Annotated in this window: 23 protein-coding genes; 8 read left to right on the forward strand and 15 right to left on the reverse strand. The window is 46.0% G+C overall.

Translation table 11 applies throughout. The features are described from left to right. Positions 1-3: 3 nt before the first annotated feature. Positions 4-1707 (reverse strand): acetate--CoA ligase, encoded by a 1704-nt coding sequence (gene acsA, locus U719_RS12125; protein ID WP_023469063.1) that lies wholly within the window; start codon positions 1705-1707, stop codon positions 4-6. Positions 1708-1853: 146 nt separating this feature from the next. Between acsA and U719_RS12130 the strand changes: the two genes are divergently transcribed. From U719_RS12130 to U719_RS12145, 4 genes are all read left to right on the forward strand, one after another. Next, complete coding sequence (locus U719_RS12130; protein ID WP_023469064.1) at positions 1854-2486, forward strand: GNAT family N-acetyltransferase; 633 nt, start codon at positions 1854-1856, stop codon at positions 2484-2486. Between the two features lie 18 nt (positions 2487-2504). After that, positions 2505-3137 carry an acetoin utilization AcuB family protein gene (locus U719_RS12135; protein WP_023469065.1) on the forward strand — a complete coding sequence of 211 codons (633 nt, stop codon included), beginning with the start codon at positions 2505-2507 and terminating at the stop codon, positions 3135-3137. Continuing rightward, positions 3134-4327, forward strand: a complete 1194-nt coding sequence (locus U719_RS12140) for an acetoin utilization protein AcuC (protein ID WP_023469066.1) — start codon at positions 3134-3136, stop codon at positions 4325-4327. The genes U719_RS12135 and U719_RS12140 overlap by 4 nt, the downstream gene beginning before the upstream one ends. Positions 4328-4432: 105 nt before the next feature. Further along, positions 4433-5188, forward strand: a complete 756-nt coding sequence (locus U719_RS12145; RefSeq protein ID WP_023469067.1) for a FixH family protein — start codon at positions 4433-4435, stop codon at positions 5186-5188. A gap of 53 nt (positions 5189-5241) precedes the next feature. On the opposite strand, the gene ccpA is transcribed toward U719_RS12145, so the two are convergent. From ccpA to U719_RS12165, 4 genes are all read right to left on the reverse strand, one after another. Continuing rightward, a complete protein-coding gene (gene ccpA, locus U719_RS12150; RefSeq protein WP_023469068.1) occupies positions 5242-6252 on the reverse strand; it encodes a catabolite control protein A in 1011 nt (336 codons plus the stop codon). Positions 6253-6410: 158 nt separating this feature from the next. Further along, complete coding sequence (locus U719_RS12155; protein WP_023469069.1) at positions 6411-7496, reverse strand: bifunctional 3-deoxy-7-phosphoheptulonate synthase/chorismate mutase; 1086 nt, start codon at positions 7494-7496, stop codon at positions 6411-6413. Between the two features lie 199 nt (positions 7497-7695). After that, positions 7696-8232, reverse strand: coding sequence for a YtxH domain-containing protein (locus tag U719_RS12160; protein ID WP_023469070.1), 537 nt, complete (start codon positions 8230-8232; stop codon positions 7696-7698). Continuing rightward, complete coding sequence (locus tag U719_RS12165) at positions 8229-8798, reverse strand: DUF948 domain-containing protein (protein WP_023469071.1); 570 nt, start codon at positions 8796-8798, stop codon at positions 8229-8231. Before U719_RS12165 ends, U719_RS12160 begins: the two co-directional genes overlap by 4 nt. 139 nt (positions 8799-8937) lie before the next feature. Between U719_RS12165 and U719_RS12170 the strand changes: the two genes are divergently transcribed. Continuing rightward, positions 8938-10050, forward strand: coding sequence for an aminopeptidase (locus tag U719_RS12170; protein WP_023469072.1), 1113 nt, complete (start codon positions 8938-8940; stop codon positions 10048-10050). Positions 10051-10103: 53 nt separating this feature from the next. On the opposite strand, the gene U719_RS12175 is transcribed toward U719_RS12170, so the two are convergent. From U719_RS12175 to U719_RS12205, 7 genes are all read right to left on the reverse strand, one after another. After that, positions 10104-10544 carry a DNA starvation/stationary phase protection protein gene (locus U719_RS12175; protein ID WP_023469073.1) on the reverse strand — a complete coding sequence of 147 codons (441 nt, stop codon included), beginning with the start codon at positions 10542-10544 and terminating at the stop codon, positions 10104-10106. Positions 10545-10636: 92 nt separating this feature from the next. After that, positions 10637-11152 (reverse strand): DUF2179 domain-containing protein, encoded by a 516-nt coding sequence (locus U719_RS12180; RefSeq protein ID WP_023469074.1) that lies wholly within the window; start codon positions 11150-11152, stop codon positions 10637-10639. Positions 11153-11326: 174 nt separating this feature from the next. Beyond that, entirely contained in the window at positions 11327-12622 is a 1296-nt protein-coding gene (gene murC, locus U719_RS12185; protein WP_023469075.1) for a UDP-N-acetylmuramate--L-alanine ligase, read from the reverse strand. A 78-nt stretch (positions 12623-12700) separates the two neighbouring features. Continuing rightward, the gene (locus U719_RS12190) at positions 12701-13438 is read right to left on the reverse strand and encodes a hypothetical protein (RefSeq protein WP_023469076.1); all 738 of its coding nucleotides are present in this window, start codon (positions 13436-13438) and stop codon (positions 12701-12703) included. Between the two features lie 37 nt (positions 13439-13475). Then, a complete protein-coding gene (gene ytpR, locus U719_RS12195) occupies positions 13476-14084 on the reverse strand; it encodes a YtpR family tRNA-binding protein (RefSeq protein WP_023469077.1) in 609 nt (202 codons plus the stop codon). 53 nt (positions 14085-14137) lie between these two features. Beyond that, the gene (locus U719_RS12200; RefSeq protein ID WP_023469078.1) at positions 14138-14935 is read right to left on the reverse strand and encodes a DUF1444 domain-containing protein; all 798 of its coding nucleotides are present in this window, start codon (positions 14933-14935) and stop codon (positions 14138-14140) included. 53 nt (positions 14936-14988) lie between these two features. After that, on the reverse strand, positions 14989-15297 hold the full coding sequence (locus U719_RS12205; RefSeq protein ID WP_023469079.1) for a thioredoxin family protein: 309 nt from the start codon (positions 15295-15297) through the stop codon (positions 14989-14991). A 126-nt stretch (positions 15298-15423) separates the two neighbouring features. Between U719_RS12205 and U719_RS12210 the strand changes: the two genes are divergently transcribed. After that, on the forward strand, positions 15424-15714 hold the full coding sequence (locus tag U719_RS12210; protein ID WP_023469080.1) for a hypothetical protein: 291 nt from the start codon (positions 15424-15426) through the stop codon (positions 15712-15714). An 83-nt stretch (positions 15715-15797) separates the two neighbouring features. Here the strand turns inward: U719_RS12210 and U719_RS12215 are convergent, their stop codons facing one another. Further along, the gene (locus U719_RS12215) at positions 15798-16811 is read right to left on the reverse strand and encodes a PTS transporter subunit IIC (protein ID WP_023469081.1); all 1014 of its coding nucleotides are present in this window, start codon (positions 16809-16811) and stop codon (positions 15798-15800) included. Positions 16812-16968: 157 nt separating this feature from the next. Then, positions 16969-18039 (reverse strand): M42 family metallopeptidase, encoded by a 1071-nt coding sequence (locus U719_RS12220; RefSeq protein ID WP_023469082.1) that lies wholly within the window; start codon positions 18037-18039, stop codon positions 16969-16971. Between the two features lie 119 nt (positions 18040-18158). On the opposite strand from U719_RS12220, the gene U719_RS12225 reads away from it, so the two are divergent. Both U719_RS12225 and U719_RS12230 read left to right on the forward strand, forming a co-directional pair. Further along, positions 18159-18461 (forward strand): PepSY domain-containing protein, encoded by a 303-nt coding sequence (locus U719_RS12225; RefSeq protein WP_023469083.1) that lies wholly within the window; start codon positions 18159-18161, stop codon positions 18459-18461. Between the two features lie 69 nt (positions 18462-18530). Further along, positions 18531-18887 carry a DUF1304 domain-containing protein gene (locus U719_RS12230; RefSeq protein WP_023469084.1) on the forward strand — a complete coding sequence of 119 codons (357 nt, stop codon included), beginning with the start codon at positions 18531-18533 and terminating at the stop codon, positions 18885-18887. Between the two features lie 41 nt (positions 18888-18928). Here U719_RS12230 and U719_RS12235 read toward each other — a convergent pair whose 3' ends face one another. After that, positions 18929-19444: a hypothetical protein gene (locus U719_RS12235; protein WP_023469085.1), complete on the reverse strand. Its 516-nt coding sequence runs from the start codon at positions 19442-19444 to the stop codon at positions 18929-18931. Positions 19445-19519: the final 75 nt, after the last annotated feature.

A 19519-nucleotide genomic window follows, 5' to 3' on the forward strand; every position in this document is an offset into this window, starting at 1 on the left:
CGTTCAATCTTCCATCGTCGAGAGATCCCCTGTTTCGAGATTTAACTCCCATGCTTTCAAGACACGGCGCATGATTTTACCACTTCGTGTCTTCGGCAATTTATCCCGGAAATCAATTTCTCTCGGTGCCGCGTGAGCAGCCAGCCCCTCTTTGACGAATGCTTGGATTTCTTGTTTTAGTTCATCCGTCGGCTCGTAACCATCACGCAAGGCAATGAACGCCTTGATGATTTCACCGCGGACTGGATCTGGTTTCCCGATGACACCGGCTTCTGCGACAGCTGGGTGCTCGACGAGACGACTTTCGACTTCGAACGGACCAACCCGTTCTCCAGCCGTCATGATGACATCATCGACACGTCCTTGGAACCAGAAGTAACCTTCGTCATCCATATAGGCAGAATCCCCTGAGACATACCATCCTTTAAAGAAATACGATTCATATTTCTGCGGATTGTTCCAAATTTGACGCATCATCGATGGCCATGGTGTTTTTAAAGCAAGGTTACCCATTCGGAATGGCGGTAACTCATTTCCTTGATCATCAATGATCGCAGCCTGAGTTCCTGGAATCGGTTTCCCCATCGATCCCGGTTTGATGTCCATCGACTTGTAGTTACAAATCATCATCGCGCCTGTCTCCGTCATCCACCATGTATCATGAATCCGTTGATCAAAGGCTTCTTTCCCCCAACGAATGACTTCTGGGTTCAACGGTTCGCCGACAGACAATACATGACGAAGACTTGAGAGATCATGATGATTTGCAACATCCGCTCCCGCTCCCATCAACATCCGGAAAGCCGTTGGTGCGCTATACCAGACCGTTACCTTGTACTTCTCAATGACACTGTACCAGAAATCCGGATTAAAGCGTCCACCGACGACGATATTCGTTGCCCCGTTCAAGAACGGAGCGAAGATACCGTAACTTGTTCCTGTGACCCATCCCGGGTCAGCCGTACACCAGTAGATATCATCTTCTTGGAGATCAAGTACCCAGCGACCTGTCATCAAGTGCTGAATCATCGCATTTTGAACGTGGAGCACACCTTTCGGCTTCCCTGTCGATCCTGAAGTGTAGTGCAGGATCAATCCGTCTTCACGATCTAACCAGACCGGTTCGAATACATCGGATGCTTGCTCGAACGCTTTGCGGAAATCGAGTAATGTGTCCGATTCTTCGATATCTTCGTCGACAAGTACTACTTTTTCAAGTGATTCCAGTTCCCCAACTGGAACACGTGGGAGCAATGCCTTCGTCGTCACGAGTAACTTCGCTTCAGAATCAAGCAAGCGATCACGGACCGCTTGTTCCATGAATGCTTCAAATAACGGACCGACGATTGCGCCTACCTTCAGTGCGCCAAGCAAGGCAAAATACAATTCAGGTGAACGTGGCATGAAGATGAAAATACGGTCACCCGTTTTGACCCCTGCGTCGACTAATACGTTTGCCGCTTTATTCGTCAATCGTTTCATATCTGCATATGTGAATCGTTGTTCCGTCGTTCCATCGAAATAGATCAGCGCATCCTTGTTCGCCCGCTCGCCTTCTGCGTGGCGGTCGATTGCTTCATGAGCCATGTTGACTTTCCCCGTTGTCGCCCATGAAAAGTACTGCTCAGCATCTTTCCAGTCGTACGTGTTCGTTTCATCATACTCTGCTAACCAATGCTTCCCCGGAAGCGCTTTCAAAACTTTCATGTCTCGTTCCTCCCCTTCTATGTTTTCCTCTTTATTATAAGCTAGTTATCCGTCAGTTCAATCCATTTGCCGTCAATTTGTTAAAAAATCCCTCTCTTTGCTCAAGCGCTTTCGTCTATAATGAATAGGAAGGTGGTGACGCTTACATGTTTGAAAAACAATTCAATCATCGGACGCATGAAACATCACTCGGTCCCGTTGACATCGAAGGTCCCGTACCGAGTCAAACACTAGCAACGTATACACTCGATTCAGGGTTGACGGCTTTTCGTCCACCCGCTGAACAACATCAAGCACTCGTTGAGATCGCAGACCTTGAGGAAGGACGGATCATCGTCGCTCGTCAAGGAACGGAAATCATCGGTTATGTGACTTACTTATACCCTGACCCTTACGAAACGTGGAGCGAAGGAAACAATCCGTACATCTTGGAACTCGGAGCGATCGAAGTCTCCTCTCGGTTCCGCGGACAACAGATCGGTAAAAAATTGCTTGAAATCTCTATGCTCGATCCTGCTATGGAACACTATTTGATTTTAACGACTGAATATTATTGGCATTGGGACCTAAAAGGGAGCGGACTATCGGTCTGGGATTACCGAAAGATCATGGAGAAGATGATGAACCATGGTGGTCTTGTCTTCTTCCCGACCGACGATCCCGAAATCGCCTCCCATCCTGCCAACTGCCTGATGGCACGTATCGGAAAACACGTCTCACCTGAAGTCGTCGCTCATTTTGATGCGCTACGCTTGAGAAGACGCTTCATGTATGACTGAGCTCGAGGAGGAATCGTCATGTTAATCGAACAAATCATGAATACGACGTGCATCACGATGCAACCGACGAATTCCATCGCGCATGCGGTCGAACTCATGCAACGTCATCAGATTCGTCATGTTCTTGTCGTCAATGCCCGCCATGAACTCGTCGGTCTTGTCGGATTAAAGGAAATTCAAAGCGCAAGTAGTATCTTTCATCCGGATACAGCAAAACAAGACCTACAGTATCCGGTCTCAAGCATCATGATTGAAAGTCCTGTCACGGCTCATCCGCTCGATTTTCTCGAAGATGCGGCTGTGCTGTTTTATGAATACCGATTGACGTGTCTGCCAATCGTCCGCGGTCGACGCCTTGTCGGTGTCGTCACGGAAACGGATTTGTTGCGGACATTCGTTCAATTGACAGGTGCACTCGAACCAAGTTCTCAAATCGAAATCCGTGTTGAGAACACTGCTGGAACATTAGCAAAGATTGCCGCACTGCTTGCCAAAACGAATATCAATATCTTAAATGTACTCGTATATCCAACAGACGATCCGTATGTCCGGATCGTTGCGTTTCGTGTCCAGACGATGAATCCGATTCGGATCATCGAAAAGTTGCGCAAAGAAGGATTCGATGTACTTGGACCGGATGTGAGCAGATGAAGGATTTTGCCTATCTGTACAGTCCTGAAGAGGCGACTTATCGGTTTTCGGAGACACATCCATTCAATCCGATTCGCCTCGAGTTAACGGTTTCCTTGCTTGAAGCGATGCATCAATTAGATGACATTCCTTGTATCGCGCCACGTCATGCGACTGATGAAGAATTGTCACTCGTTCATGATCAGGATTATATTGCTGCCGTCAAAGCAGCCGGGACCGGAGCATTAACGCCTCTGAAGGCACAGATGTATGGTCTCGGGACAGAAGACACCCCTTTGTTCCAGGGGATGCATTCGGGCGCTTCTCTCCTTGTCGGCGGCACGATCGAAGCATGTGACCTCGTCTTATCTGGTCAATATAAACGGACCTTTCATATCGGCGGCGGATTGCATCACGGATTCCGTGGGCGTGCCTCTGGTTTTTGTGTCTATAACGATACCGCTGTCGCCATGGCAGCCATGATTGAAAAATATCACTGTAAAATTCTTTATGTCGATACGGACGCTCATCATGGCGATGGAGTACAATGGGCCTTTTATAATCGAAAGGACGTCATGACATTGTCTCTCCATGAGACGGGTCGCTACTTGTTTCCAGGAACGGGAATGGTGACGGAACGAGGGTCTGAAGAAGGATATGGATTTAGCTGGAACGTGCCACTGGACGCCTTTACGGAAGATGATTCGTTTTTACTCGCGTATGAGACGGCACTCTTTGAAGCCTGTGAATTGTTCCAACCGGATCTCATCATTACGCAAAATGGTGCCGATGCACACGCGCTTGATCCATTGACTCATTTATCCTTAACGATGAAAAGTTATGAGCAGATCCCTCAAATCGCCGTCGCTGCAGCAAATAAATATACGAATGGAAAAATCGTTGCTTTAGGAGGCGGTGGCTATGACTGGTATCGTGTCGTCCCCCGCGCGTGGAGTCAAGTTTTTGCTGCCATGACCGGACAAGCTCCGTTTCGTGGAGAGATTCCTACTTCATGGCAAGAACGTTGGAGTGGACAAGAAACACCCCCACCAACACACTGGCATGATCCAACACCACTCTATCCCGCCATTCCGCGACGACCTGAAATCGAAGAAAAAAATTGGGAGACCGTCAAACGACTAATTTGGCCGTTCGTGAGCGATGAGCGTAAAAAACAATTGACTGCGACTTCCCCTTACTCCGTTGATTAATCGACTTTATATCTTCACATTTATTTCGTTCGGAGTTCACAACTTGTTGCTATACTAAATATGGAATTTTTACTTAGTAAATGAATAATAGTTGGGGGAATCATCATGAAAAAGGCATGGCTTTATTCCGGTCTTATTCTATCGACGGGGATCGTACTCGCAGGGTGCGGCAATGAAAAACAGGCAATGGATCACGATAACATGCAAGGGTCAGGAAAACCGACGGTCGAGGTCAACGTCAATGTTCCAGCCAAGACAATGGAAGAAGATAAAGTTGTTTTTAAAGCGTCAGCTGTCGAACAAAAGAAACCAGTCAATCTTGAGGACGTGACATTTGAAGTTTGGGAAGCCGGAAAACAAGACGGTGCCCATCAAAAGTTCAAGGCAACCTTGAAAAAGATGGGTTCTTATCAAGCAGAAGCTAAGCTTGCTGAAGGTGAGTATGAAGGACTGTATCATATCAATGATAAAAAAGGACTCCATCATATGGATAAGATCTCATTCGTCGTCATGGATCATTCACATGAAAAAGAGGAAGCATCGCACGAGCATGGACATGATCACGAAGCCGTCGATGGCCTGTCTGTCCATTACATGGGCGCAACAAAAGCGAAAGCTGGTGCTGAACTTCCCGTCTCCTTTCATGTTTTCCTCGATGGGAAACCGCTAAAAGCGAACGTACAAGTGGAAGTCATTGAAACGGGCATTGAAAAGCATAACTACGTTCCTCTAGAAAAAAAGGGTGATGCCTACAGCGGGAAAGTGACATTGACTGCACCTGGTCAGACGACGGTTCGACTCCATGTCGAAAATGACCAACTCCACCATCACCAAGATGAACTTATTACCGTCGCGAAATAAAAAAACGTCTCTTTTTTCAAGCAGCTTGCTTGAGAGAAGAGACGTTTTTTCGATTAAGGACGTGTCGAATCCCGTTGTTCGATCCGGTGTGGTAACGTGACATCGTTCGTTTCAATTTCTTCTTTATTCAAGATTTTCGTCAATAGACGCATCGAGACTGCTCCGATATCATACATCGGTTGAACGACAGTCGTCAGTTTCGGACGAATCATCGTCGCAAGACGTGTGTTATCGTGTCCGATAACTTCGAAGTCTTCCGGTACACGATGTCCGGCATCCTGTAAGGCATGGATGACACCAAGAGCCATCTCATCCGTTCCAGCAAAAATCGCGCGTGGGCAATCTTCTCCAAGTTCAAGCAATTGATTCATCGCCTTCATTCCTGAATCATACGTATAGTTTCCAAGGACGACATTTTGCTCGTTAAACGGAAGATTTGCTTCTTCGAGTGCTCGGCGATAACCAGCAAATTTCTTTTCACCATTGATTTGCTGTTCGAGTGGTCCAGTGATGAATCCAATCCGTTCATGTCCACGGTCGATCAAAGACTTAACAGCATCGTGCGCAGCACTCTCATAATCGATGTTGACGGCAGGAAGATCATAATCTTGATTCAACGTTGCAGCAAGCACGATCGGAACCGGTGATGTTTTAAACTCACGAACGAGATCCTCATGCAAACGTCCGCCCATGAAGATGATTCCATCAACCTGTTTTCCGAGCAATGTATTGAGCAAATGAATCTCTTTTTCCCGGTTTTGGTCGGAGTTACATAAAATGATGTTGTATTTATACATTGTCGCGACGTCTTCAATCCCGCGTGCTAAATCCGCAAAGAAGATGTTCGAGATGTCGGGCACGATGACACCGACCGTCGTCGTTTTTTTACTTGCCAGTCCACGGGCAACAGCATTCGGACGATAACCAAGCTGTTCGATTGCGTCTTGGACCTTTTTTCGTGTAGATGGTTTAACATTCGGGTTTCCGTTGACGACACGCGATACAGTCGCCATCGAAACAGCAGCCTCTCGCGCGACATCGTAAATCGTAATATTACTATTCAAAACAAATTCCTCCTTTAGTATGATCCATCTCAAGTGTTTTCATTTCGTTTTCATTTTTAGGCAACACGAAAGGAAGACAGGAAAAGATAGTTTTCTTTTCCCATTCTTCCTTCATTGTAAAACGTTTTCATTCGCTTTAGGTTACCCTTTTTCGGAAATCATTGAACGTTTAGTGCCGGAAAGGTAGTCGTCAAGTTTTCGATGAACGTATCGAATTCTTGGAAATCGAGTTGTTGGTTCGCATCAGACAACGCAAGTGCTGGGAACGGATGGACTTCGACCATGACAGCGTCTGCTCCAATCGCGTATGCCGCTTTTGCTGTTGGCAAGAGTAAATCCTTACGTCCTGTCGAGTGCGTGACATCGACCATGACAGGGAGATGCGTCTCTTGCTTCAGAATCGGAACTGCTGAGATATCAAGCGTGTTCCGTGTTGCACGTTCATACGTCCGAATACCACGCTCACATAAGATGACTTGATCGTTACCACTCGCCATGATGTACTCAGCCGCGTACATGAATTCCTCGAGTGTTGCAGAAAGACCTCGTTTTAAAAGAACCGGTTTATTCGTACGACCGACTTCCTTGAGTAAATCGAAGTTTTGCATATTGCGTGCGCCGACCTGGATGATGTCGACATATGGTAAAGCAGATTCAACGGCGCTCGGTGTCATGATTTCAGTGATGACATGCAAACCGTGCGCGTCCGCTGCTTTTTTCAACATCTTTAGACCTTCGAGTCCTAGACCTTGGAAGTCGTAAGGCGATGTACGTGGTTTGTACGCTCCGCCTCGCATGAACTTCACGCCATGTTTCGCGAGCTGTTCCGCGACCTCAAATACTTGTTCTTCGCTCTCGACCGCACACGGTCCAGCGATCAATTGTTGCGAACCGTCTCCGATGACGGCATCTCCGATCCGGATGATCGTATTCGTCGGTTTTTGTTTCCGTGATACGAGTAATTTCCGAGTCCGATCTTCTCCTTGTAATTCGAGAGAAGCTTTGAAAATTTCTTTAAATACATGCTGAAGGCGTCCTGTTTCAAAAGGTCCATGGTTATTAGCGGCAATTGATTCGAGCATTTGACGTTCTCGAACAGGGTCGTATCGATCAAGCCCTTGTGCTCGTTTGACTTTTCCGATTTCAACGGCAATTTGACCTCGTCTGTTCATCAATTCCAATAATTCTGCATTCACTAAATCGAGTTCATCACGTAATCTTTTTAATTCTGCATGTTGATCCATGTCCTACCACTCCCTAATCAGCATATAGCTCGTAATAGCAACTAATTATAGCGAACTCTTTCTCTGTTGTACATAAAGAAGCTGTATGATTTCTTAAAATATGAAAATAAATTACGTTTTTTCATATAATTTTTTTGTGTTTTCTCTATAAGGAAACATAGAAAAAGAGCCCTCGTGATGAGAGCTCCTCATATATTGATTATTTCTTATGGTTCACATCAGACTGCGGATCATTGTCTTCCTCTTGTTCGTCTGCTAACTGTTCACGTAACTCTGAAAGTTCAACGACCGTCTCCGTGTCGATCTCTTCTGCAACAGACGCCCCATCCACTTCGTCGCCGATTTCACGTTCGATGTCACGTACGAGTTGTTCTGCTTCTGCGAGAGCAGCATCGATGCTTGCCTGATCCTTCTCAAAGCCCGCATATTGTGCCGCTTCTTGAACCGTTGGATTGTTCTTCGCTTTTTCAATGACAGGTGCTGCCTTATCTTTCGCTAGTTGAATCCACTCACCTACGAGTGGCTCCGCTTTTTCGCGGACGACTTGTGTCTGTTCCGTCAAACGTTGACGCGCAGGTGCTGTACGCTCATCGATCAGATTGCGTACTTCACGACCTGATTTCGGACTAGAAAGGAGAGCTGCCGCAGCACCAATCAATCCACCAACGATGATTCCGGCAAGGAAGCCGCCTCCTTTAGAAGAATCTTGTGCTTGATATGGGTGTTGTTTCGTCATGATTTACGATCTCCCTTCAACTCATCTGGAATGCTTTCGACGTCCGGTACTGACACGACTTCCGGTGTAACCGGCGCCTCTGCCTTTTTCCGGAATCGACGACGTGGCTTTTTCTCAACCGTCGTCGTTGCCGTCGAACGATTTTGAACCGTCGTTTCTGCCGGTTTATTTTTCTTAAATAACTCTACAGCGACTGAGCCCCAACGGACTGCTTGCGCAATCTGTTCTTTATTCGTATCCGCCGCACCAGCGACCGTATCGGATACTGTCCGGACAGAATCTGTCACTTTGTTTAAAGACGTACCGAGTTCTTCGATCGAGTTTGCGACAGGTGCAAGCAATTCTGTTTTTTCTTCAATCGTATCGACCAGACGATTCGTCTTATGTAACAACGCTGTCGTCTCCATCATGATACCGTCTAATTGACGTTCAAGTCCTGCTGTCGTGTTGGCTACATTGTTGAGCGTCTTACTCGCAGCACCTAATACACGGGCAAGGAAAATGACGAGCACTACGAATGCGATCGCAGCGACTAATCCGGCGATTCCGCCTAATGTGATTTCCATGGTTCTTGCCTCCAATTTTTTTGCATAGTCTTTTGTTGTTAGTTCGACATGTAGCAAGTCGTTCCTGCTACTCCAAATGGTTTATTTCCGTTACAATGATAAATGAAACCTACATAATCCATTTCGAGGGGGAAATTTCATGCGTGACCCACGTCTTACTCAACTGGCAACGAATCTCATTAACTATTCGGTTGCCCTTGAACCTGGTGAAAAAGTATTGATTGAAAACTTCGGCATCGAACGCGAACTGGTCGAGGCACTCGTTGAAGCTGCCTACGCGGCTGGCGGTCATCCGTTCGTCTTACTTAAGGATAATCGTATCCTACGAAAATTATACCGAAATGCTTCAGAAGAGCAACTCCAATTGATGGCAGACGTCGAACGCAAGCAGATGCAAGCGATGGACGCATACATCGGACTACGTGCTGGTGATAACATCAATGAATTATCAGATGTGCCGGCTGAACAGATGAAACTGTACGGTCAAACGATTGGTAAGATGCACACACAAGATCGTGTCAAAGGAACGAAATGGGTTGTCCTTCGTTTCCCAACCGCATCGATGGCGCAACTTGCCAACCAATCGACAGAAGCATTCGAAGACTTCTACTTCGATGTCTGTACGCTTGATTATGAAAAAATGGGACAAGCGATGGAACCACTCGTCGACTTGATGAACCGGACGGATCGTGTTCGCCTCGTCGGACCAGGAACGGATCTAACGTTTTCGATCAAAGACATCCCAGCCATCAAATGCGCTGGAAACGCCAACATTCCAGACGGTGAAGTCTTTACGGCACCCGTCAAGGATTCGGTCAACGGTGTCATCTCGTATAACACACCATCTCCGTATCAAGGATTCACGTTTGAAAACGTCAAACTGACGTTCAAAGACGGTAAAATCGTCGAAGCGACGGCAAACGATACGGATCGAATCAACCAAGTCTTCGATACCGATGCTGGTTCTCGTTTCGTCGGTGAATTCGCGATTGGTGTCAATCCATTCATTCAACATCCGATGAAGGATATTTTGTTTGATGAGAAAATTGATGGTAGCTTCCACTTCACACCAGGTCAAGCTTACGAAGAAGCCTACAACGGTAATGACTCATCCGTTCACTGGGATCTCGTCAACATCCAACGTCCTGATTACGGTGGTGGAGAAATCTGGTTCGACGACGTATTGATCCGCAAAGACGGTCGTTTCGTCCTTCCAGAACTCGAAGTCCTCAATCCCGAAAACTTGAAATAAGAAAAAGCGGATGGCTCGTCCTTCATAGGACGGGGTCATCCGTTTTCTTTATCTTATTTTTTCAATGTCGCACGAAGCATCCAAATTTGTTTTTCGATTTCCTTGGCTTGACCAAGTAAATCATCTTCAACCGTCACGTCTTGTGCCTCAAGATGTTCAATCGCATCGAGCATCTCTTTTCGGACTTGTTGGAAGTCTTTGATGACGGAATCAATCATCTCATCTGCCGATAACCCCGATTTCGCTTCTTCAAGCGTCGTTTGCTCTAAATACTCTTTCAGTGTCGCAGAAGGTGTTCCGTTATTCATCAGGAGACGTTCTGCAACGACATCATATTGTTCAGACACCCATGTATAAAGTTCTTCAAGCTTCTCGTGAAGCGTTAAGAAGTCTGGTCCTTTAATGTACCAATGATAATTGTGGAGTTTGACGAACAGTACCCCATAGTTTGCTACCTGTTGATTCAAAGCTGATTTTGCATGATTACTAATCATCTGATATTCCCCTTTCCTGATTTCAAATGACGTTCTATTTCATCTTTATCCTTAAATAACAAAGAATAAACATCATTTTCAGGAAGAGTGCTCTATCGAGGACGCTTTAATCCTTTCAACATATATCCACCTTTGAAGTCGACAGAATCAAATGCGACGAGGAATGCTTTCGGTTCGTATTCTTCAACGAGATTACGAAGCACTTTCATACGTGTTCGAGCCGCGAGCACATCTAACCGGTAACGGACACCGTCTCGTCCTTGACCTTGATAATGTGTCACGCCAAAACCATTATCGCGAATGACTTGAATCAGTTCCGCTGGAAATTCTTGCGTGTGCACTTGAATCATATTGTAACCGATGGCGAGTTTTCGCTCGACATATCCACCGACGAGTATTCCTAGACCAAATCCAAGCGCATAAACGACCATACCGAGTGTCGTTAAGTCTTGGAACACGATTCCTAGTGCAAAAATGTAAATCAATGTTTCAACCGTTCCAAATAATCCGGCAATGACGGTCCGCCCTTTGACGAGCATTATCGTCCGTAATGTCAAAACAGGAACGTAAATCAACTGGAGCAATAAGATGAGTAAAATCTGTCCCATGGTGTCTTTCCTTTCTGTTAATAACTTCAACACATACACACTATTTCAAACTTTATTTCAAGATGCAATCCTATTTTAGATTTTCCTCATCGGTTTTTTGAAATTACTATCATAATTCAAAAATACGACAAAAAAAGCGCCACTCCGGTCGAGTGACGCTTTTTGATCTGTTGCTTATTTTACGCTTTGATACTGATGCTGATACGTCTGGATATCGCCTGCTCCCATGAACAGAAGCACAGCATTTTCATGCTGACGTAGAACAGAAACGTTGTCGCGCGTCAGAATAGAAGCTTGCGGGATTTTCTCCTGCAGATCTTCGACGCGAACTTGCCCTTCCTGCTCACGTGCCGATCCAAAGATTTCGCATAGATATGTCGCATCTGCTTCACGTAAAGAAGTCGCGAAATCATCCATGAATGATTTCAAGCGTGTGTACGTATGCGGTTGGAAAATCGCAATGACTTCACGGTCCGGATATTTCTTTCGTGCCGACTCAATCGTTGCGCTAATTTCCTTCGGATGGTGCGCGTAGTCATCTACTAAGATTTGTGTGCCAAATTCCGACTCACTGAAGCGGCGTTTCACACCACCAAATGTGGCTAAACGTTCAGCAACGTCGTCTTTGCTCAATCCTTCGTACTGACAGATCGCAATGACAGAGAGTGCATTCAAGACATGATGACGACCGAATCCTGGAATGAGGAACGTGCCGTAGAAATCATCACGTAAATAGACATCAAATGATGTACCATCTGGTGTTGACGTCGCGTTTTCCGCGCGGAAATCATTGTTTTCTCCAAATCCATAATAGAGAACAGGTACATTCGCTTGAATGTTTTGAAGATGCTCATCATCTCCACAAGCAACGATCGCTTGCTTAACCTGCATCGCCATTTCTTGGAATGCCGAAACGACATCATCGATTCCTGTGAAATAATCCGAATGATCGAAGTCGATATTCGTCATGATAGCGTAGTCCGGCTTGTAATATAAGAAGTGACGTTTGTATTCACATGCCTCGAAGACGAATGCTTTCGCATCCTCTACTCCTGCCCCTGTCCCGTCTCCGATCAAGAAAGCTGTCGGTGTGATACCGCTCAAGACGTGTGAAAGCAAACCTGTCGTCGACGTTTTTCCGTGTGAGCCTGTAATGGCGACCGAACGATATTCATTTGCTAGGTGTCCTAAGAAATCGTAATAATGATGGATGGTTAAACCAAGTTCATTTGCCCGTGCGATTTCTGGGTGATCATCTCCAAAAGCATTCCCTTGGATGATGACATAATCTTCTTTGATGTTATCCGCATTGAACGGGAAAAATGGAATTCCCTTAGCCCGTAACGCGTCTTCAGTAAAAATGTGCTTTTCGATGTCTGAACCTTGCACCTCATGATTCATCTCATGTAGTACTTGGGCGAGCGCACTCATCCCTGTTCCTTTGATTCCAACAAAATGATACTTTGTCATATAAAAGCCCTCCAATTCACGTTCCGGTCCGTACCATCGGGCTCGGGTACAAAACCTGTACCATTATAGCAAACCGATTTATTTTTTACCATGTAAATTATTTTGTTCTCGACGTGCGCGATACATCGCCATCAAGTCTTTCGTCGTCATGACGACATTAACAGGCGGTCCGACCGGTTTTTTCACTTCCGACTGAACAGGCTTTTTCACCTCGGTAACAGATGAATCTTGATCTACTTCAATAGCAGATGCATCAAGAATCGGTGCGACGCTTTCCAATTGTTGCTCAGCTTCTTTTTCATCAGCAAACTCTTCACTTGATACCTCTGTCGGATCAGCTGATTGTTCCACGGTCTCACTGTCGGAAGATGTTTCAGTTACGTCCGTTTCTTCTACTTCGGTTACAGTCGGTACTTCTTCTCTTACGAGTTCTTCACTTGTGTGAGGTTCCGGTACGAGTAATTCGACGTCCGTCACCGGTACAAGACCAGCATCTGCTTCCGCTTCGTCTAATACGACTTCTGGCGCGATTAGTTCTTGATTCGTCAAAGCAACCTCATCAGTATTTCCCTCTTCGACTGTTTCCGAAACCTGTTCACTCGTTTCCGTTTCTTCCGTAGCTTTTACGGTTTCCGATGCAGATTGCTTCGGACGTTGGAATCCATAAATCGGTGAAGGCACATCCGTTAAAACGAAGCGATCTTCACGCTCCTCTTTTTTCGGACGTTCCACAGGCTTTGTCTCACGTTCCCCTGCAAGCTCTCGACGAATCCGGGCAGCCTGCTCTTTTAGTGACTGTTCATAACGATTACTCATACGTTCACCCCTCCATCTTGTTAAAAAATCGGTCGAATCATCGACCGATTGAGAATGCTTCCCCTACTGCTTTTGTATCATCGAGTACAAGAATCCCTTTTTCTTGTGGTGCATCGACAAGTCCGAGCTCACGCGCTGAGCAGAGCATACCGCTTGATGGTACGCCGCGTAACGCCGAAGGACGGATGATTAACCCAGACGGCATGACCGCTCCCGGTTTAGCAACGACTACTTTTTGACCCGCCGCTACATTCGGTGCTCCACAAACGATTTGTAAAGTTCCGTTATCTACTTCTACCTGACAGACCGATAATTTATCAGCATCCGGATGCTTCTCGCAAGAAGCAACGAACCCAACAACGAATTTCGGAGAATAATCCACTTGTTCGAGTGACAATTCGATATCTCGACTCGCCAGTTCCTTTTGGATGCGTGTTGCCAATTCTTCCGTCAATTCAACCGGTCCTTGTGTCTCGATCGTAAACGTAGTCGAAGCATCAAACAGGTTGTAACCGACGACACGATCACCAAGCTTGATAGTTGCTACGTCTCCTTCACGAGTCGCTGTCACTTCCGCACGTGGTGCGTCTTCCAAAATGATCATTAAGACGTCACCGACGCCTTCTTTATTATAAAACACATTCATTCAATCCATGACTCCCTTCCGTCTTTCTCACAATGCCTATTGTATCAGATTCTTCACTCTTTCGGCTGCTTGTTTTTCGCAAGGACGAAGACCGGTTCCAGATTGCCATCTTCATATAAGAATGGTAATGCTGTGACCGGTACCCGACCGTTCGAGAAGAAGTCAAACATCAGTTGCTGTAAGACATCATATCCGGCGTCATTACGAATATCCGCGAAAATCAGCACATCCTGATGCGGAATCCCGACAGCGAATTCTCCTTCGATTTGCGCCGCATAATCTGCTAATAACGTCTTGTTCAAAACACGACTCGCCTCATATCCGTCGCCGAGACTCAAGAAATAAAAGATATTCCCCGCGACTTCATCTTGTTTAAATGGCGCTTCAAGCGATTTCACATTAAAACGCGCTGCTTCTGATAACTGTTCAGCTGTCCATTCAGCAGACGCCAGTAACTCCTCATCAATCAAACGATACGTCGCTCCTAGATCAAGCGCGTACATGATTTTCGTCTCACCTGTATGTGGTGTACTGACGAGCGTCTTTCCTTCTTTTGTCGTATCGGCAAACGATTTAGCGCGAATGACAGGAAAGATTTTTTGCTCTTGTCCAACGAGTGAGATTTGATCCGTTTGTCCGAGTACAGCACGGATATATTCGATCGTCTCTTCGACTGCGATGACACCTCTTCGTTTTGCTTTTGCGACAAGCGGATTCAATCCGACATCAACGCCTGATTTATCGTTCTTTCGCTCAATTCGTAATACAGACTTTTCACGATCGAAATATGTCGTGTACCCTTCTTCTTCAAATGTTTGTGTCATCATTCTTCGGATTTGTTGTAGTTCCATTCGAATTCATCCTTTCTATCATGAAAAAAAGCGAGTCAGCGCTCGCTTTTTTCTTAAACCGTCTCTAAAAATGCTGTCACCTGTTCTGGTGTCTTCCGCTCTTTCCCGACATAACGCCCTGTCTCTTCACCATCGCGGAATGCAACAAAACTCGGAATTCCGAAGATGTCCATTTCCTGGGCAATTTCAATATGATCATCTCGATCGACATAGTAAAACTCGAAGCCATTAAATGTTTGCTCGATTTCCGGCATGAACGGATCTAAGAAGCGGCAATCCGGACACCAGTTTGCTGAGAATAAAAAGACGGCATTTCCTTGTTTTGCTGTATCGAATTCTTGTTTGGATTGTAATGTTTTCATGATGATTTCCTCCTTTGATTTCCCTAGAAGTCATTGCCCTCATCATAGCATATTCAATTGTGACTGTGCGTTTTCGTGCTTGGTTTGCTATACTGCAACTAGAAAACACCTGGAAAGGACTTCACTATGGCAGATCAACCAATCAAACATCCGTTCGAACGCTTCGTCGGCTTCGTTGGCATGACGAGTTGTTTACGTTACGGCTATTCCTTCATTGATTCCGAACGAAGCTTACCCGAAATCTTTTTGTATTTGGTCGTCGGTTTTGCGATCATCATTTTACTCGAAGCACTCGGAAAACGACTCGCTCGAAAATTGCCCGTCGTACGCATGCGGTATTTGACTCCACTTTACCTCATTTACCTCTATGTTTTCTTTACGAGTTTTTATTCAAGTTCATTCGGATTCTCTTTATGAAAAAAGCTGATTCAAAAAGTCATATGCTTGTTCGTCCACCATCCGGTCAAACAGGCGTATCCTTTAGAATCAGCTTTTTGTATTTAATATTCGATTTTTAAATCGCCATCTTGAATCCGACCGAGACGTCGTAACAAGCGATAAATGAAATAACTGATGATGCCAGGCGCAAGGAAACAGAGGACAGCGACTGCTAGATAATACTCCATTTCGAACCCCATCGTTTTTAATAACATCAACGGACCAACGAATCCGCTCGTGCCCATACCAGAACCTTCCGGATTGCTCTCAAGCATCAACAGAACAGTCGCAAATGGCGCTAGGATTGCGCCGGCTACAGTCGGCGGTAGAAGAATCCAAGGATTTCGAATGATATTCCCTACTTGTAACATCGACGTACCAATCCCTTGGGCAACCACGCCACCGATTCCGTTATCACGGTAACTGATGACGCCAAACCCAATCATCTGTGCCGCACAACCGATCGTCGCCGCCCCTGCAGCAAGTCCATCCAAACCAAGCATGATTCCAAGCGCGGCACTCGAAATCGGCGCCGTCAATGCAAGACCCATGACGGTAGCAACAAAAATTCCCATGAATAATGGTTCGCGTTCCGTTCCCCAACGAATCAACTCACCAAGATCCGTCATCCCTTTCCCAATCCACTTTCCCGCGTAACGTCCGGCAACGAATCCGGCTAGTAACGTAACAAACGGCGTCAATAAAATATCGAGTCGTGTCGTCTTTGAAACGAGTTTTCCGACCTCTGTCGCAAGAAGCGTTGCAATGTAACTCCCTGCTGGTCCTCCTGCTTCATATCCGAACGCACCAACGGCAACTGCTGCGAACAAGATCAGCGGTGGTGCCTCAAGTGCAAACGCTACAGCCACACCGATTGCTGGTCCAGTCAGTGCGATCGCCTGCTCTCCTAACTGAATGAGAAACTTCGCCTCTACACCACGCCCCACCAGTCCTTCACCAATCGTTCGGATGATGAGACCCATGATCAACGAACTAAATAAACCAAGTGCCATATAACTTAATACGGTGATGAAATATACTTTAGGACTAAGTGAAATCCCTTTTTGTTTGAACATCTTGTCACGTCCTTTTCTTAACATCGCGTATCATTATATCAAATCTCCTTTCTATCCGACTACATTGTTTTTTCAACTGACAAGACAGTCCGTACTTACGTCGTTCTTATTAAACAAAAACAGACAGCGGATTCACATCCACTGTCTGTCATGTCATTCACTTGACTTGTAGCGTCGCGAGCGTCGTCGTATCGAGGTTCGTGACGAGTTTCCGAAGCAATTCCTTCGCCGCGTCATAATCATCTGTATGCATGATCGATGCATGCGTATGGATGTAGCGTGCTGGTAAACCAACGACTGTCGTTGGAATCCCATTATTCGAACGATGGATGACACCACCATCGGTTCCACCTGCACCGACATAATATTGGTACGGAATCTTGTTCGATTCTGCCGTATCGAGGACGTAATCCGTCATCTCTTTTGAGAGGATCATGACACTGTCTTTAATTCGAAGCAACGGGCCTTGTCCGAGTTGACCAAATTCCGTTTTGTCTCCTGATGCATCATTGGCAGGAGAAGCGTCGACGACGAACGCGACGTCGGGATCGATGAGTGCCGTCGCTGTTTGCGCACCGCGCAATCCAACTTCTTCTTGAACCGTTGCACCCGAGAACAAAACGTTCGGATGATCCGCCGCTGTCGTCTCTTCCAGTAATTCAATCGCCATTCCGACACCATAGCGGTTATCCCATGCTTTCGCCATGATCTTCTTCGGATTCGCCATCGGTGTGAACGGGAAGAATGGTACAGCCGGAATACCCGGACGTACTCCAAACGATTCTGCCTCTTCTTTTGAGTCTGCACCGATATCGATGAACATGTCTTTAATCGCCATCGGCTTATTGCGCACTTCTTCTGTCAATAAGTGTGGTGGAATCGATGCGATGACACCAGGGATGACACCGTTATCCGTACAGATCGAGAAGCGTTGCGCAAGCAACACTTGGCTCCACCAGCCACCGAGCGGTTGAATCCGTAACATTCCGTTCTTCGTGATTTGCGTCACCATGAATGCCACTTCGTCCATGTGCCCGGCAACCATGACTTTCGGTCCTGTCGCATCGCCTGTTCGTTTTCCGAAAATCGAACCGAGTCCATCCGTAACGATCTCATCCGTGACAGGTGTGATGCGCTCGCAAACGAACTGACGAACGTCGTGCTCAAACCCCGGTGCCCCATTTAATTCCGTCAGTGTTCGAAATAACTCTCTCGTTTTTTCATTCATATGTATCGCCTCCTGCTTCTCATTATACAAAAAATTGCTTCTATCACTTAACCTTTTGTTTCTCTCTGAACGAATTATTTGGTACAGTAGGAATAGAACCTGTAAGGAGGGGAATTTTAATGAAAAAACGCTATTGGATTATCGGATTGGCAGCAGCTGTCGTCGCCGCTTTCGCAGTGAAGAAAGCCGTTGATGACAAACAACTTTCTGCCGAGGAAGCGCTCGAAATCACGAAACGCACATTTTCAGCAAAAGGACGTGTCCAAGGTGCATGGATCTCTGCAACACCAGAGGCTTACGCATATGAGTCACGTGACTACCAAAGCTACAAAGGTGGCATCTCGGTCCTTGAAGGTGATGACGAAAAAACGTATCAATTCACAGTTGATGCCGAAACTGGCGCTTTACTCGAATACGCTTAATCAAAAGACCGTGCTTCGATCGACGAAGTACGGTCTTTTTTCCACGTTCACCTGAAGGAGGTATGATTCATGTCGATTCTTGCTACGCTGTTTGTTATCCTCGTTGCTTTGGAACACTTTTATATTTTAGCACTTGAAATGTTCTTTCTTTCTTCCAAAGCGGCTCGTCGAACGTTCGGTTTAACGGACGAGGCTGTTGCATCACAACAAATTCGGACACTTTTTGCGAATCAAGGCTTATATAACGGATTTTTAGCAGCCGGACTCGTATTTGGTCTGATTCGTCAGGATGTTGCCATTCAATTGTTCTTTTTAGCGTGCGTCATCATCGCTGCGCTTTATGGCGCCGCGACCGCCAATCGCTCCATTCTACTCAAACAAGGCTTGCCTGCCATACTTGCTTTCATCTTCGTGTTGCTTGCATGAGAAAAGCCTCTATCCGATTGGATAGAGGCTTTTTTTCTTAATTAACGCGGGTTGTCGTTGCGTTCGTAGATCGGGTTCATGTATTCCGTCGTCGAGTATAGACGTGGAACAACGATGTATAAGATGACCGCTGGTACAGCGATGATCAACAACATCAAGAGCATCGGTAACCAGTAGACGACTTTTTGTTGAAGATTATCCGAGTTACCGTCGATGTATTCTTTTACGCCATCAACTTTTGCAGCATCGGCACTCGTCAACAATTTACCGCTATCGGTATTGAAGAAGTGGATTTCACGTTTGATTGTGATGAAGATGCCGTCACGGACTGTCTCGATGACAGCGATCCCGCCGATGACTTCTTCTCCTTTTTCATTCGTGAACGTCTTCGGATCCTCGATTTCGACCGAACCTTTTTTATAATCGTAATGCGTCGTTGGTAATTCCTCATTTAATGCTTTCGTCATTTCTGAGGTATCAACCGCAGCAAGTACCGATTGACCGATACTTAATGCGAGAAAGAGCGCCGTTACGAAGGCTAAGCTTTTCTGCCACATCCCCAAATTCCCCCTTTACCTATAAGTACAAGTTCTTCAGTCAACAACATTGTACCAATTAATAAGAAAAAAGTG

This window comes from Exiguobacterium sp. MH3 (assembly GCF_000496635.1).
Classification (GTDB): domain Bacteria; phylum Bacillota; class Bacilli; order Exiguobacteriales; family Exiguobacteriaceae; genus Exiguobacterium_A; species Exiguobacterium_A indicum.